The sequence below is a fragment of the Methylomonas aurea genome (genome assembly GCF_024505045.1).
Lineage (GTDB): Bacteria > Pseudomonadota > Gammaproteobacteria > Methylococcales > Methylomonadaceae > Methylomonas > Methylomonas aurea.
Genome location: NZ_JANIBM010000016.1, coordinates 43,897 through 58,615 on the forward strand (window position 1 = coordinate 43,897; position 14,719 = coordinate 58,615).

The window sequence follows — 14,719 nt, forward strand, 5'->3', positions numbered from 1 at the left end:
GGTCGGAACCGCGGCCTAAATCTTTGCCGCGTCGTGTTTGCTGGCGACGATGTCGCTGAATTCTCTCAGCCTGTCTGGCGTGCCGATATCGAGCCATAAGCCGGAATGCTTTTGCCCGCCGATGCGCTGGCTGCGTATCGCTCGATTCAGCACCGGCCGCAATTTAAGCGGGGCCGCCGGAATGCCTTCGAATAATTCGGGGCGGTAGACGCCGATTCCGCTGAACGTCAATTTGGTTTCCCCTTGTTCGGCCAGCAAGCCTGAGCCGGCCAGTGCGAAATCGCCCTCGGGGTGGTGCGGCGGGTTGTCGATCATGATCAGATGCGCCAGATCCAGGGGTAAGTCGCGTAATTTATCGAGTGGAAAATCGCAGACGATGTCGGCATTGACGGCCAAAAACGGCGCATCGCCCAGCAGCGGCAGTGCTTTGGCTATGCCGCCGGCGGTCTCCAGTGCCGTTTCGCCTTCGTCCGAATAGTCGATCGACAGGCCCCAGCGGGCGCCGTCGCCGCAGTACTCCTTGATCTGTGCGCCAAGGTGGGCGATATTGACCACGATCTCGCTGAAACCGGCAGCGGCCAGATTTTCCAGCGTGTATTCGATCAAAGGCTTGCCGGCGACTCGCAGCAGCGGTTTCGGGGTATGGTCGGTCAACGGACGCATTCGTTCGCCGCGTCCGGCGGCGAGAATCATGGCTTTCATTGGATGGGCAGGTAAGCGGGTTTAAGCGGGTCTTGTAAAAATCGGTGGAATTCGTCCAATTCCGGGTAGCGGGCACAAACGCTTTCCACATAGGCAAACGTGCGCGGAATGTCCGCCAGGTAGTTTGGTTTGCCGTCGCGCAAGTGCAGTCTGGAGAAAATGCCGATCGCTTTCAAGTGGCGTTGCATGCCCATCAGATCGAACCAGCGCCGAAATTGCGCATAGTCGGCTTGCAACAGCCCGCCGGCAAGCAGGCGGGCATGATAGGATCGAGCCCATTCGTCGACGCGATGCTCCGGCCAAGCGACATAACAATCGCGCAATAACGATACCGGATCGTAACTGATCGGGCCGACCACGGCGTCTTGAAAATCGATCACGCCGAGGCTGCCGTTGGCTGGCAGCATCAGATTGCGGGAATGGTAGTCGCGATGTACGCAGACCCGTGGTTGTGCCAAAGCGGAGTCGATCAGAATCCGGTTCAATCTTGTGGTCAGCCGCTGCGGCAATTCCAATCCGACCAGCTTTTGCAGGAACCATTCGTAAAAGATGCCCAGTTCGCGTTCGATGAACGCCGCATCGTATTCCGGTAATTGGCAAGTAGCGCTGTCTACGTTGCGTTGCAACTCAAACAGGCTGTCCAATGCCTTGGCATAGAGCGTATCGGCCGCTTCCGGATTTAGGCGGTCCAACAGGTTTTCGCTGCCCAAATCTTCCAACAGCAAAAAACCTTGTCGGGTATCGCTGTGGTAAACGGCAGGCACATGGATGCCGGCGTCGCGCATTAAGCCGGCGACGCGGATAAAGGCTGCGCAGTTTTCCTTTTCTGGTGGGGCGTCCATCGCAATCTGCACGCCGCCGGAGTGAGCGACCCGGAAGTATCGCCGGAAGCTGGCATCGCTCGAGGCGGGGGAGATTTGGCGGATATCGAGCGACAAGTCGCGCTGCAGCCAATCGACGAGCGCCGCCAGGCGACGGTCTTCCAAGCTGGAGTCGTACATTTTTGTTATTTGCTGGGCAACCTAAGGTAAAATGATCCGATGCATTTTATTCGATTTCCAATCTGCTAAGCCAATTTAGCCGCATTCGCCCAAACATGAATTATCGGTTTCATACAATTTCTTCGGCCTTGATGTTCATCACCGGGCTCGCCTCCGCCGCCAATAACTCGGCGTGGAATTGTGAACAAACCCAAAGCGGCGAATGGACTTGCCTGAACCAAGGCCCGAATAACGCTCCCGAAGCCCCGCAACAAGCGCCATCGGTAAAAGCCGTTCCGGCCGAGCCGGCGACTCCCTCCAAACCTGAGAGCGTGGCGCAGCCGCCGGCGGCCGTGGCGCCGGTTCCGCTGCAACAGGTGCAGAAACCGGAGGCTCCGGCCCAGCCGGTTAAAGAAGCGGTGAAAGTGGTGGAGAAGTCCGCTGCCGAGCCGCAGAAACTGCGAGTCAAAGTCGGCGAGAACCAAAAGCCGGAAGTGGAGAAAGTCGATGCCAAATCTCAAGTCGCGGCCGGCGGCAACAGGACGCAAGGTTGGACCTGTAAAGCCGGGGACGGTAAAAGCGGTTGGGACTGTAATCTGGTCGGTGCCGATCCCAAAGGCGAAGCCCATATCGTCGACGAGAACGGCGTTGCCGATGTGGCAGGTTCGCTGTGGTTCGCCCCGGCTTTCAGCCATCGCCAGGAGCGCGATTTCCAGACCTTGCGGGCCGAATTCGATCGCGACCCTTGGCAAAGCTGCGAGGTGTGGGGGAAAAGGAAGCCTAAAATCAAGGCGACCTCGAAGGAGGCCAGGGACGCGGCAACCACCGAAATCAACGCCGATTTTTCCGAAGTGTTCGATGGCGAAGTGCTTAATTTCGCAGGCAACGTCGACATGAACCGGGCCGACCAGCATTTGGTGGCCGACAAAGCCAGTTACGATACCGTCGCCGAGACTTTGGACGCCCAAGGCGGGGTTTTGTACAGCGAAGACCAGTTGGCGATGTCCAGCGAAACCTTGTCGTTGAATTTGGCTAAAGACGAGGCCCGCCTGCGCAAGGCCCAGTTCATCGTGCCGCAAGCACCGTTTCGCGGCAGCGCCGATGTAGTCTATCGGGACAGCAAAAGTTTGTCGCGCTATAACGAAGCCGCGTTTACCAGTTGCGCGCCGGGCAACCAGGACTGGGTGGTGTATGCCTCGCGCTTGAAGATCAACCGGGAAAGCGGGCAGGGCTCGGCAAAAAACGCCTGGCTGGAATTCAAAGGCGTCCCGGTTTTGTATACGCCGTACATCTCGTTTCCGACCGACAACCGTCGATTATCCGGTTTTCTGGCGCCGACCTGGGGCAGCACGCAACGTAACGGCTTCGACGCCACCTTGCCTTTTTATTGGAATATCGCGCCGAACTTCGACGACATCGTCACGCCGCGCTACATGAGCAAGCGCGGCGAGCAGATACGCAACAAATTCCGCTACCTGACCGATATGTCGCGCGGAACGTTCGCCGCCGAATACATGCCGCACGACCAGTTGGCGAACAAGGCCCGCTATTCGGCGAGCTTGAAGGACCAAACCTTATGGCTGCCGGGCCTGAGCTCGTTGTTGGATTTGAACTACGTTTCCGACAAGACTTACTTCAACGACTTGAACAACGCTCTGGGATTTCAAAATACCAGTTACTTGCCCAGCACCGGGATGCTGACCTACGCGCGTACCGGCATGTATTTGTCGGCGGCCGGTTACCACTACCAATCGGTGGACAAGACCATCACCGACGATTTGTTGCCTTACGATGTGCTGCCGCGCATCGGCATGAATTTTTCCCACGCCTTCGACGATTTCCCACTGACTCTGGCGTTGGACAACCAATATAGCTATTTCACCCACAAGACCCTGGTCAACGGCCAGCGTTTTAATGTGGCGCCGTCGGTCAGCTTCCCGTTGGAAAGCAGCGAGGGCTTCTTCATCCCGAAGATTTCGGCCTTGTATTCCCAATACCAGCTGAGCAACCAGACCGTCGCCGGGCTGCCGAGCAGCATTTCCCGGACCTTGCCGGTATTTTCGGTGGACAGCGGCATCGTCTTCGAAAAGGATATGCAGATCTCCGGTACGCCGTACGTCAACACCTTGGAACCGCGCCTGTTTTACCTATATATCCCGCGTAAAGACCAGAGCAATATTCCGATTTTCGATACGGCCCTGTTCGATACCAATTTCTACAGTTTATTCCGGGAAAACCGCTTTTCGGGTTACGACCGGATCCAGGACGCCAACCAGATTACGCTGGCCGCCTCGTCGCGCTTTATCGATTCGACCACCGGACTCGAACCTCTCAAGCTGACGCTGGGCCAGATTTTGTATTTCGAGGACCGTACCGTCGATTTGTTCGACCGCAATAATCCGACCTTGCGCCCCTTCGCCCAACCTCAGACCAGCAGTACTTCCAACTTTATCGGCGAACTCAGCGGCCAGGTCAGCCGCCATCTGCGTTACATCACCGGCGCCCAATGGGATCCGGAGTTGAACAGTCTGTTTCGCGGTCAGTTTGCGTTGAAGTACCGGATGCAGCCGAACCAGATCCTAAATATCGGTTACCGCTACCGCCGCGCCAATCCGCAGGACGTGGTGCAGACCGTCAACCAAAACAACACGACTCAAGTGTTCTCGCAAACCATCTCGCAGACCGACGTATCGTTCCGCTGGCCGCTGTTCGGCGAGTGGTTCGGCTTGGGCCGTTGGCAATATTCGTTGAATTTCGACAAAACCACCGAAAGCTTCATCGGGATCGAGAAGGAAAACTGCTGCTGGCGGTTCCGCGTCCTCGGCCGGCGTTTCATCAACGGCGCCAACACCATCGCCTTCATCGATCCGAGCACGAAACCGGAAACGGCCTTCTTCGTGCAATTGGAGCTGAAAGGCTTGAGCAGTTTCGGCGACCACGTCGATACCTTCCTGCAAACCAACCTGGACGGTTACCGCAAGGATAATTTCTTTGAATAAGCACGACATGTTGAAACAATCGATCGCAATTCTGTTTTATGCGCTGAGTTTTTACGTGGGCTTGGCCCAAGCCCAATTGTTGGACCGGATCGTTGCCGTGGTGGAAGAGGACGTGATCCTGGAACGGGAACTGAACGCAGAAGTCGCGGCGATCAGCAGCAAACTGAGCAGCAGTAACGTGATGGTGCCGCCGGAATTCGTGTTGCGCAAACAGGTGCTGGAACGGATGGTGGTCGATAAACTGCAGCGGCAAATGGCGGCGAAATCCGGTATTCAGATCAGCGACGAGATGTTGAGCGCCTCGGTGTCGGATATCGCCGCCCGCAACGGCATGTCGGTCGATGCGTTTCGCAGCGAACTGGCCCGGCAAGGCATGGATTACAAGAGTTTCGAGGACAATCTGCGCAACGAAATCATCATCAACCAATTGCGCGGCCGCGAAATCGGCGCCCGGGTCAAGGTAACCGATGCCGAAGTCCAGCACTATATGGAAACCCAAAGCAAGGCCGGGCAGAGCGGTGCCCAGTACCATTTAGGCCATATCCTGATCGCCGTGCCGGAAGGCGCTTCGGCGTCGGCGATTCAAAAGGCCAAGGATAGAGCCGACCAAGTCATTGCCGATTTGCGCGGCGGCAAGGATTTCAAACAAGTCGCGGTCGGTGTTTCCGACGACGACAATGCATTGAAGGGCGGCGATCTCGGCTGGCGCAGCATAGGCCAGATTCCTTCGTTGTTCACCGACATCGTCGGCACGATGAACCAGGGCGACGTGTCGGAAGCGATCCGCAGCCCCAGCGGCTTTCACATCATCAAGATGCTGGAAACCGAAGGCGGCAGCCAACATATCGTCACCAAAACCAAAGTCAGGCATATTCTGATCAAAACCAACGAACTGGTCGACGACGCCGAAGCCCAGAAACGCTTGTTGGCGTTACGTGAGCGGATCAACGACGGCGACGATTTTGCCGCATTGGCTCGGGCCCATTCCGATGACAAGGGTTCGGCCATCAATGGCGGCTCGCTGGATTGGGTCGGGCCGGGCGCATTGGTGCCGCCTTTCGAGGAGGCGATGAACAAATTGGCGATCAATGAGATCAGTGCGCCGGTACAGACCCAGTTCGGCTGGCATATGATTCAGGTGCTGGGCCGGGAAAGCCAGGACAACAGCGAGCAATTCAGAAAAGACAAAATCCGCGACGAGATTCGGAAACGTAAAATCGAGGAAGAAACCGAATTGTGGTTGCGGCGTTTACGCGACGAAGCCTACGTGGAAATCGATTTGGATCGGCTATAACGGATTATGAGCGCGATTCCGGTAGAACCGAGAAAGGAAGAGAAATTCAAGCGCCGCTTACAGCGCGTCGTCAGGGAAGAAGATCTGGCCAGGCAGAGCGACTTGGTGCAACGGATTGCCGCAGATTTGAACATCGACCTGCTTACCTGCGCTGCGGCGTTGGTGTTCATGAACCAACCGAATCTTTATCCGCCGCTTAAACGCCAGCCGGCAGCCGATCCTGGGCGCGCACCGCAGCCGCAATACAAGATGGTACGTTACCGCTTGGCGGTCGGCAGCCAGCACCAGGTCAGTCGCGACCAGATTCAGGCGGTGTTGGTGTCCGAATCCGGCGTCGACAAAAGACGCATCGGCCGGATCGACATTCGCGATACCTACACGCTGGTGGAATTGCCCGACGGTATGCCGGCGGACATTTTCCAGTTGTTGGCCGAAACCGAAATCGGCTCGCAAAAGTTGAATATCAAACGCATCAAGCCCAATAAATTCAGGCAGCAACGCAATGTAAGCGGGGAAGAAAACGGCGGTTGAACCGCCGTTTTCATTTGTGGAAGGTTACATTGTCAGGCGAATGCCGATCCAGGCCGCTCTCGGCGCGCCGACGCCGACGAAGCGGCTTTGTTGATCGCCCGGCAAACCCAGGCCATCCAATACGTCGCCGGTGTTGCCCCAGGTGCCGAAATTGGCGTATTCGCGGTCGAACAAGTTGGTCACTCGGCCGAACAACGTGACGTTCGGATTGAAGCGGTACTCGCTGCGCAGATTGAACACGACGAAAGCCGGTAGTTTTGCGGTCAGATTGGCTTCGTCGCCGCGCAGATACTGGGAACTGTTGTAGTTCATGTCCATGCCCAAAGTCCAGGCCGAGACGATGTCGAAGTCGGTGCTGAATTTGAATTGGTGGGCCGGGATGCCGGGCAATTTATCGCCGGGCTGCACGACGATGTCGCCGTTTCCGTCCGCCATCGGATTGTTCGGGCTACTGGACAGGAAGCCGGTTTCGAAGCTGGCGTCGATATAGGTGTAATGGGTCGACCAGCGCCAACGCTCGTAAAAGTTTCCGTTCAGGCCAAGTTCGACGCCCTGGCGCAGGGTCGAGCCGACGTTGTCGAAATAGCCGAGGTTGCTGCCGACGCCGCCGGTACTTTTGAAGATAATGTCGTCGTTGTTGATGGTGCGGAACAGTGCCAAATTCCAGTCCAGATAACCCGGCAGCAGATTTTTCAAACGGCCGCGCAGACCGGTTTCGAAGGTGTTCGCGACCACCTGCTTCAATGGCGGATCGGAGACGAAAGCGTTCGGCAACCGGCAAGGGTCGTTCGGATTGGCGCAGCTCAACTCCATTGGTGTCGGCACCCGCGACGACTCGCTGTAGTTGCCGAAGAAGGTCAATTCCGGCATCACGGCGTAGGTAAAGCCCGCCGCCGGGTTGAAGCGGTCGAACGAATGCGAGCCGTTCAAATCTTCGCCGACGTGGTCGCGCAGTTTGATGTGCGATTGGTTGTAGCGGCCGGAAACCGTAACGTCCAGTTTATCGGTCAACGAATAGGTATCGGTCAGAAACACGCCGTAGTGGTCGGTTTCCGTGGTTAGACGCACGTGGGCGTCTTGGATCAAAACGCCGCCGCCGGCGACGCCGCGGTCGGCGGTCAAGGAGCCTAGTTGCGTATCGGCGTGGTAACGGGCGTTGCCGTAGTCAAAGCTGGCGCCGCCGACCAGATGGTTGTTGCGGCCGAAAATTTTGTGGTCGAAGGCGTCTTGCAGCGCAAAACCGAAGGATTGTTGCAGCGTGCTGGAGGTATTGATCGTACCGCCTTCCAGCGCGTCGCTGGCAGGAATGGGATTTTCGTTCAAGTCTTCCAACTGCGTCACGCCGTCCTCTTCGCACATAAAGCCGCCGCAGTCGTCGAACTCGCTGCCGTCGCCGTTATAGGTGCCGATTTTATTGCGCCGGTAGTACATCGTGCCGGACAACTGGTTGTGGTCGTTCAGCCAGGTGTCGCCGTCCAGCGAGACCAATAACATGCGGTTGCGGGTAATGTCCGGGTGGGTGAATACTTGATCGCGACCGAAGGCCAACATTTGTTGCGGTAGCGCACCGTTACCGCGCAGCGTATTCTCGGTACCGGCGATGCTTAAATCCAGACTGGATTTGACACCGCGCCAGCTCAAAGTCCCGAAACCCTGTTTGGCCTCGCTGGGCGAATGGGCGCGCCAGCCTTTCTCGTTGAAATATTTGAAATCCAGGAAATAACCCCAGGTGCCGTTGTTCCAGCCGCTGCTGATTTCTTCCGAATGGCGGTCCCAGGAGCCGCCTTGGGCCTCGAAGCTGTGGCCGGGTGCCGAAAAGCCGGTTTTGGTATTGACGCTGATCGAACCGCCCAACGCATTCAGACCGAAGGCGGGATTCGACGCCGGTTGCAGCGCCATACTTTCGATCGCGCCGTTCGGTATCAAATCCCAGTTCACCATGTCGCCGAACGGTTCGTTGAAGCGGATGCCGTTGACGTAAACGGCCAAGCCCTGCGGCAGCCCCATCAGCGGCGAGGCGCTGAAACCGCGGTATTGCACGTCCGGTTGCAGCGGATTGTTCTGGGCGTCGTTGATATTGACGCTGCCCAAATAGCGGTTCATGTAGTCGGCCAGCGAAAGCGCCTGAGCCTCCTGCAACTGGTCGGCGGAAACAGTTTGCACGTGCGCCGGAATTTTCTTGACGTCGATGCCACCGAACTGGAGTGGAGTCACCGCAACCACTTCCACCGCATCCAGTTTACCGGACGTTTCGGCCGCGACGGCTGCGGCCAACGGCAGCAGACTGAACCAGGGCAACATGCCCACGGCAATTTTATTCATGACTATTACCTAAACTGGCTACCAAAAAGGGCCGCATGGTAACCCCGTGCGCAGCAATGCTCCATGGAACGGTTATAAAAAAGGATTTTTTCCCGGGGTCGGGCCGGGGCGAATAGTTAAGCCGTACCGGCTCCGGCAGAGTAAAATAGACGGCCGCGCCGGTTACCGGCCACCCTCGTCAAACAGAAAACGCACATGTCCATCCAATACATCGATAGCCCCGACCAAATTGAAAACCTCTGCCGGCAGATTGCCAACGAGCCTTGGATCGCTCTGGATACCGAGTTTCTCCGCGAAAAAACCTACTACCCCAAATTCTGCCTGCTGCAAATCGCCGCACCGGGTTGGGTGGCTTGCGTCGATCCGTTGGCCATAACCGATCTAACCGCGCTGTTCGAGGCGATTTACCAGCCGAATATCGTCAAAGTGTTACATTCCTGCCGCCAGGATCTGGAAATTTTCTATCAAATCACCGGCAAGATTCCGGGGCCGATTTTCGATACCCAGATCGCCGCGCCGTTGCTGGGATTTCAGGAAAATCCGGGTTACGCCATGCTGGTATCCAGTTTTTTAAACGTCAATTTGAGCAAGGCGCATACCCGCACCGATTGGTCGGAGCGGCCATTGAGCGCCGACCAAATCCAATACGCAGCCGACGACGTGATTTATCTGTGCAAGATTTATACGACGATGTGCGAACAATTGGCGGCACTGGGCCGCTTGCATTGGCTGGAGAGCGACTTTGCGTTGTTGAACAATCCGGAGCTTTACCAATTGTCGCCGGAGAACGCTTGGCTGAAAATCCGCGGCAAGAACAAACTGACCGGTAAGCAATTGTCGATCATGCAAAGCCTCAGCGAATGGCGCGAACGCACCGCGCAGCAGGAAAACAAACCGCGCAACTGGTTGATGCAGGACGATATGCTGCTGGAATTGGCCAAACTGCAACCGGTGACGCTGGCGGATCTGGCCAAGATCCGCAATATCAACGAGCGCACCGTCAACCGTTACGGCAAGACCCTGTGCAGTCTGATTGAGGAAGCCAGGCAACGGCCGCCGAAGCCGATCACCGGCAAAGACCAAATGGTCAAAAAGAACCAGCAACACGAAGCCATATTGGATGTGTTGAGCGCGGTGGTTAGGATCCGCGCCGAGGAAAATTCGTTGAACCCGGTGATTCTGGCCTCGCGCAAGGACTTGGAGCAGTTGCTGTTCGGGGACGAAGATTGCCTGTTGCTGCATGGTTGGCGCTACAACATGGCCGGCCGCGAATTGCAGGGCTTGCTGCAAGGCGATTACTCGTTGAGCCTGAAACCGGAAGGCGTGGTCATCAGCGCCGCAGCACCGGCCGGGCCGGCTTAACGGCGCTAGCTCTGCGAGCCGGCCCCGGCCCCGCCGAAACGTCGGCCGAAAAGTTCGGGCGGCAGCGGTTCGGCAAACAGGTAGCCCTGGCCGTAATCGCAGCCTATCGCCGCCAGCAGCGCACGCTGTTGCTCGGTTTCCACTCCTTCGGCTACTACTTTCAGCCCCAATTTGTGGGCCATCACGATAATCGCCTCGCACAATACGAAATCGCTGGAATCTTCGGCCATATTGCGAACGAAGGACTGGTCGATCTTCAAATAGTCGATGTCGAATTTTTTCAGGTAAGACAGGGCCGAATAGCCGGTACCGAAGTCGTCTATCGCCACTTGCATACCGGCATCGCGGAACGCCATTAGATGGTTGTGGACGCTGGTGCCGGCATCCAGAAGCAGGCCCTCGGTGATCTCGACCACGATGCTCTGGCCGGATAGGCCGAGCCGGTGCAAGTAGTCGAACCATTCCTGCGGGCTATGCTGCGGATTTTGAAATTGCACCGGCGATTTGTTGACGCTGATTTGAAAATCGCCGCTGATCTGCCGCCGCCAAATCGCAACTTGCCGGGCCGCCGCCTGGAACACCCAGTCGCCGATTTCGTTGATCAAACCGGTTTCTTCGGCCAGAGCGATGAAATGGCCGGGGCCGGTCAGGCCGCGACTGGGATGCTGCCAACGCAGCAGTGCCTCGGCTTTATGGGCGAGGCCGGTTTGCAGGTCGACAATCGGTTGGTAATACAGCAGAAATTGGCCTTCGGCCAAGGCGCGGCGCAGGTCGGCCAACAGGGCGGCGCGCGCCACCAACGCGTCTTGTAACGCCCGGGTGAAGAAACAGAAGCTGTTGCGACCCTGGTTTTTCGCCGCGTACATCGCCTGGTCGGCGTTTTTCAGCAATTGGGAGACGTCCCGGCTGTCGTTCGGATAGATCGTGATGCCGATACTGGCGGAAACGTAGGCCGATTCGCCGGCCAGATCGAACGGCGCGCTGAGTTTTTCCAACAAATGGCGGGCGACCGGCTCGCAGCTTTCCGGACTTTCCAATTCGCTGACGATGATGGTGAACTCGTCGCCGCCCAGCCTAGCCACGGTATCCGATTCGCGGACGCAGCCCTGCAGGCGCAGCGCGGTTTGTTTCAACAACGTATCGCCCAGGTCGTGACCCAGCGTGTCGTTGATTTCCTTGAACCGGTCCAGGTCGATGAACAGCAAGGCAAACGATTGTTGCAGCCGGTGCGCTTTCTTGATTTCAAGTTCCAGCCGGTCGCGAAACATGCGCCGGTTGGGCAGGCCGGTCAGCGGATCGAAATTGGCCTGGCGCCAGATTTGTTCCTCGGACTGTTTGCGTTGCGTTATATCGGAGAACAACGCCACCCGTCGTTGCGGCTTGCCGTCGGCGTTGTAGATGGTATTGATCGCCAATTCCTCGACGAACATGCGGCCGTCCTTGCGCCGGTTTTTGATCTCGCCGCGCCAGGCTCCGGTGGTTTCCAGCGCTCGCCACATATCCCGGTAGAAGGCGCGGTCGTGTTCGCCGGAACGTAGCACGCTCGGATTCTGGCCGATCACTTCCTCGGCGCGGTAGCCGGTCATTGCCGTGAATGCCGGGTTGACGCTAAGAATATTGTTGTCGGCGTCGACCACGATCATCGCCTCGCTGCTGTTGTTGTAAACCAGCGCCGCCAGGCGCAGATTTTCTTCGTTTTTGCGGGCCTCGCTGATATCGCGGGCGAAACCGACCGTCCCGAGCAGTTGGCCTTGTTCGTCGATCACCGGCGCCTTGTAGGTCTCGAACAATGTGCGCCGGCCGCGGTTGATGATGTATTCCTCGACGATCAGTTTTTGCCGGGTCTCCAGTACCCGGCGATCGTCGGCCCGGTAGGCTTTCGCCAGTTCCGGGGGCGCGATGTCGAAATCGTTTTTGCCGATCAGTGCTGCGGGGTTGTCCGCGCCGAATACTTCGGCGAATTCCTGATTGACCGCCAACAGCCGGCTGCCGGTGTCTTTTAGCCAGATCGCATGCGGAATATTGTCCAGCAGCGCCCGCTGATAGTATTCCTTCTGCCGCAACGCTCGCTCGGCTGTACGGGTCGCGGTGACGTCGCGGAATTGCCAGATCCGGCCCAAATAGCGGGCGTTGCCGTCGGAGACCGGGGCGGTATGCAATTCCACGATGGTATCGTCGATCAATTCCACTTCGTAATGGGCGGCGAGACCTGGTTCGGCGATGATGTCCGCGATCCGCTCATCCATGAACTCCGGGGTTTTGAGTAACTGACGGGCGAAATTGCGTTGCGGCAGGGTATCGGCTTGTTCGGCGATGTCCGGCGGCATGCGCCAGATTTCCGCGGCGCGGCGGTTTTGCAGAATTTTTTGGCCCTCGTTGTCGACCGCGACGATGCCGTCCGGCGTCGATTCCAGTAGCGCTTCCAGAAACGCGGTGCGCCATAACAATTGCTGTTCCAGGCGGCGGCGCTCGGTGACGTCGCTGTAGCACCAGACCCGGCCGATGACCTTGTTGCCGATTTTTTGCGGACGCGAATAACGCTCCAGTAAGCGGCCGTCTTTAAATTCGAGCACTGCCGAGCTTTCGCATTCCGGGTTCTCGCGGATTTCGTGGAATTGGTTCAGGTAATACTGCGGATCGGCGAGTTGGGCGATGGCGAATTCCAGTAGGCGGTCGCCGTTATCGCCGATTCGAATCAAGCCGAGCGGTACCCGCCATAATTCGATAAAACGTTGGTTGAAGCTTCTGATTTGGCCTTCCAGGTTGACAACCAAAATACCGTCCGCGGTGGCTTCCAGCGTGGCTTGCAGGGTGGAGACGGTTTCGGCCAAGGCGTCCTGGCTGGCTTTGAATGCAGTAATGTCTTCGTAAATGCCCAACACGCCGATTATCTTGTGCTCGGAATCGCGGAGCGGCAATTTCGAGGTGCGCAGCCAGATGGTTTCGCCGCTGGGTGTGGTTTGCGGTTCTTCGTAGTTCAGGCGGGCAACGCCGGTTCGCATCACCTCTTCGTCGTCCTGCCGGTAGAGTTCGGCCTGATTTTTCCACCCCAATTCGCCGTCTTCCACGCCAATCAGTTCGCTGGCTTGATTGCGGCCGGCGTCGCGGGCGAATAAGCTGTTGCAGCCCAGATAACGGCAGTTCCTGTCCTTCCAGAATACCCGTAGCGGCAGCGTTTCCAGAATGGTTTGCAGCAGCAGGTTGGATTCGGTCAGCGCCTTTTCGAAATGCAATTGGTCGGAGACATCGAAATAGGCCACCAAGTAGCCGTCCTCGAATGCTTCTCCCAATGCTACGCTGCTGGCAATCACCTGGCGATCAACGCCGTCCTTGCGCCTGATCGTGACTGCGGCTTTCTGCCAGGTCTGGTTTTCCCGGTGCAGTTCGATATGATTTTGCCAGATGGCTTTGGCCGCTGCGCGATAGGCCGGATCGGGATAAGCCAGCTGCCACCAGGCATCCCGGTCCGGAATGTCTTCGACGCGATAGGCGAAGGTGTCGAGAAAGGCTTGGTTGACGAAAGAGACTTTTTCGTCACGATTGTAGACGATATGCGGTACTGGTGAGGCTTCGATGATGGCACGCAGGCGGCGTTCGCTAGCAGTCAATTCGCGCGTGATCTGTCGGTTTTCGTATAAGGTCAGCGCCAACACCACGCCGCTGGAAGACATTGTGGCCATGAACAACCAGAAGTTGAACAGGTCGCTATCTTCGAAGTCCGTGGCGAATTTACCGCAGTGGTGCACCACTCCCAACAACGCCTGGATTGCGTTCGCAACCAAGACCAACGTCACGCCGTGGCGGCCGAATCGGGTCGCGCCCCACAGTACGAAGAAAAACGACCAATAGGTATGCGGGGCAAACTTCAATTGCTCCGCGAACCAGTCGAAAAACAGGATTTGGCCGTTGAGCCAGGTCAGGCCGAGAAAAGCCAGGGTCTCCGGCAGTCGATTCCAGCTGAACCAAGTGTATGGCCAGTGTCGCCAGATCAGCAGCGTCGGCGAGGTAAAGACGATGCCGAATACATCGGCCATCCACCAATGCAGTATTGATTCCGCCACGTTGCTGACGGGCAAAACGCCAGCCAGGTGAAGGCTGCCGGGGCCGACTCCGGCGCTGATCGCCGAGCAAACCATGGCGGTCAAGGTTAACCACAGGAAATGGCGGGGCTGGGAAAGCTCGACCGAAAACCGCGGGTTACGTTGCAACAGCCAGGCTGCGAACACCGATTCCAGGGTGTTGCCGGCGGCAATCACGGCGGAAAGCCAGAGCACGTCATCCACCATCAAACCGGCGGCGGTCGCCCCGATGAATATTCCCGGCCAATAACGAATACCCTTTGCCAACAATACGGTTAGTCCGATACCGCCGGAAAACCAGATCAGCGTAACGTTGCCGGTCGTCGAAAAATAGGCCAGAACCAACTTGGCGCACAAGGCGTAAATCAGGCTCAGACCAAGAATGCCGGCTAAATCCGGCCAGCGGTAAGCGCTTGGGTACATCGAATTAATTCAAGGCGTGAATTCAGC

Annotated in this window: 8 protein-coding genes; 4 read left to right on the plus strand and 4 right to left on the minus strand. The window is 57.4% G+C overall.

Features of this window, described 5'->3' with window-relative positions; all coding sequences use genetic code 11:
* Window positions 1–15 precede the first annotated feature (15 nt).
* Entirely contained in the window at window positions 16–702 is a 687-nt protein-coding gene (gene murU / locus NP603_RS13690) for an N-acetylmuramate alpha-1-phosphate uridylyltransferase MurU (protein WP_256611460.1), read from the minus strand.
* Window positions 699–1,703 (minus strand): aminoglycoside phosphotransferase family protein, encoded by a 1,005-nt coding sequence (locus tag NP603_RS13695; protein WP_256611461.1) that lies wholly within the window; start codon window positions 1,701–1,703, stop codon window positions 699–701. Before NP603_RS13695 ends, murU begins: the two co-directional genes overlap by 4 nt.
* Before the next feature lie 95 nt (window positions 1,704–1,798).
* Here NP603_RS13695 and lptD point away from each other — a divergent pair, with 95 nt between their 5' ends.
* The 3 genes from lptD to NP603_RS13710 are packed head-to-tail and all read left to right on the plus strand — an operon-like array spanning window position 1,799 to window position 6,506.
* Window positions 1,799–4,681, plus strand: coding sequence for an LPS assembly protein LptD (lptD, locus tag NP603_RS13700; RefSeq protein ID WP_256611462.1), 2,883 nt, complete (start codon window positions 1,799–1,801; stop codon window positions 4,679–4,681).
* A 7-nt stretch (window positions 4,682–4,688) separates the two neighbouring features.
* Window positions 4,689–5,975, plus strand: a complete 1,287-nt coding sequence (locus NP603_RS13705) for a peptidylprolyl isomerase (RefSeq protein WP_256611467.1) — start codon at window positions 4,689–4,691, stop codon at window positions 5,973–5,975.
* Between the two features lie 6 nt (window positions 5,976–5,981).
* Window positions 5,982–6,506 carry a DbpA RNA binding domain-containing protein gene (locus NP603_RS13710; RefSeq protein WP_256611463.1) on the plus strand — a complete coding sequence of 175 codons (525 nt, stop codon included), beginning with the start codon at window positions 5,982–5,984 and terminating at the stop codon, window positions 6,504–6,506.
* A 24-nt stretch (window positions 6,507–6,530) separates the two neighbouring features.
* Here NP603_RS13710 and NP603_RS13715 read toward each other — a convergent pair whose 3' ends face one another.
* Window positions 6,531–8,828 (minus strand): TonB-dependent receptor, encoded by a 2,298-nt coding sequence (locus tag NP603_RS13715; RefSeq protein ID WP_256611464.1) that lies wholly within the window; start codon window positions 8,826–8,828, stop codon window positions 6,531–6,533.
* Between the two features lie 195 nt (window positions 8,829–9,023).
* On the opposite strand from NP603_RS13715, the gene rnd reads away from it, so the two are divergent.
* Window positions 9,024–10,190: a ribonuclease D gene (gene rnd / locus NP603_RS13720; RefSeq protein ID WP_256611465.1), complete on the plus strand. Its 1,167-nt coding sequence runs from the start codon at window positions 9,024–9,026 to the stop codon at window positions 10,188–10,190.
* A gap of 5 nt (window positions 10,191–10,195) precedes the next feature.
* Here the strand turns inward: rnd and NP603_RS13725 are convergent, their stop codons facing one another.
* The gene (locus NP603_RS13725) at window positions 10,196–14,692 is read right to left on the minus strand and encodes an EAL domain-containing protein (protein ID WP_256611466.1); all 4,497 of its coding nucleotides are present in this window, start codon (window positions 14,690–14,692) and stop codon (window positions 10,196–10,198) included.
* Between the last annotated feature and the right edge of the window lie 27 nt (window positions 14,693–14,719).

Excerpts from the sequence above, each read along its gene's own strand:
- murU (WP_256611460.1), bottom strand. The coding sequence starts at position 702 with ATGAAAGCCATGATTCTCGCCGCCGGACGCGGCGAACGAATGCGTCCG.
- rnd (WP_256611465.1), top strand. The coding sequence starts at position 9,024 with ATGTCCATCCAATACATCGATAGCCCCGACCAAATTGAAAACCTCTGC.
- NP603_RS13725 (WP_256611466.1), bottom strand. The coding sequence starts at position 14,692 with ATGTACCCAAGCGCTTACCGCTGGCCGGATTTAGCCGGCATTCTTGGT.
- NP603_RS13715 (WP_256611464.1), bottom strand. The coding sequence starts at position 8,828 with ATGAATAAAATTGCCGTGGGCATGTTGCCCTGGTTCAGTCTGCTGCCG.
- NP603_RS13695 (WP_256611461.1), bottom strand. The coding sequence starts at position 1,703 with ATGTACGACTCCAGCTTGGAAGACCGTCGCCTGGCGGCGCTCGTCGAT.
- NP603_RS13710 (WP_256611463.1), top strand. The coding sequence starts at position 5,982 with ATGAGCGCGATTCCGGTAGAACCGAGAAAGGAAGAGAAATTCAAGCGC.
- lptD (WP_256611462.1), top strand. The coding sequence starts at position 1,799 with ATGAATTATCGGTTTCATACAATTTCTTCGGCCTTGATGTTCATCACC.
- NP603_RS13705 (WP_256611467.1), top strand. The coding sequence starts at position 4,689 with ATGTTGAAACAATCGATCGCAATTCTGTTTTATGCGCTGAGTTTTTAC.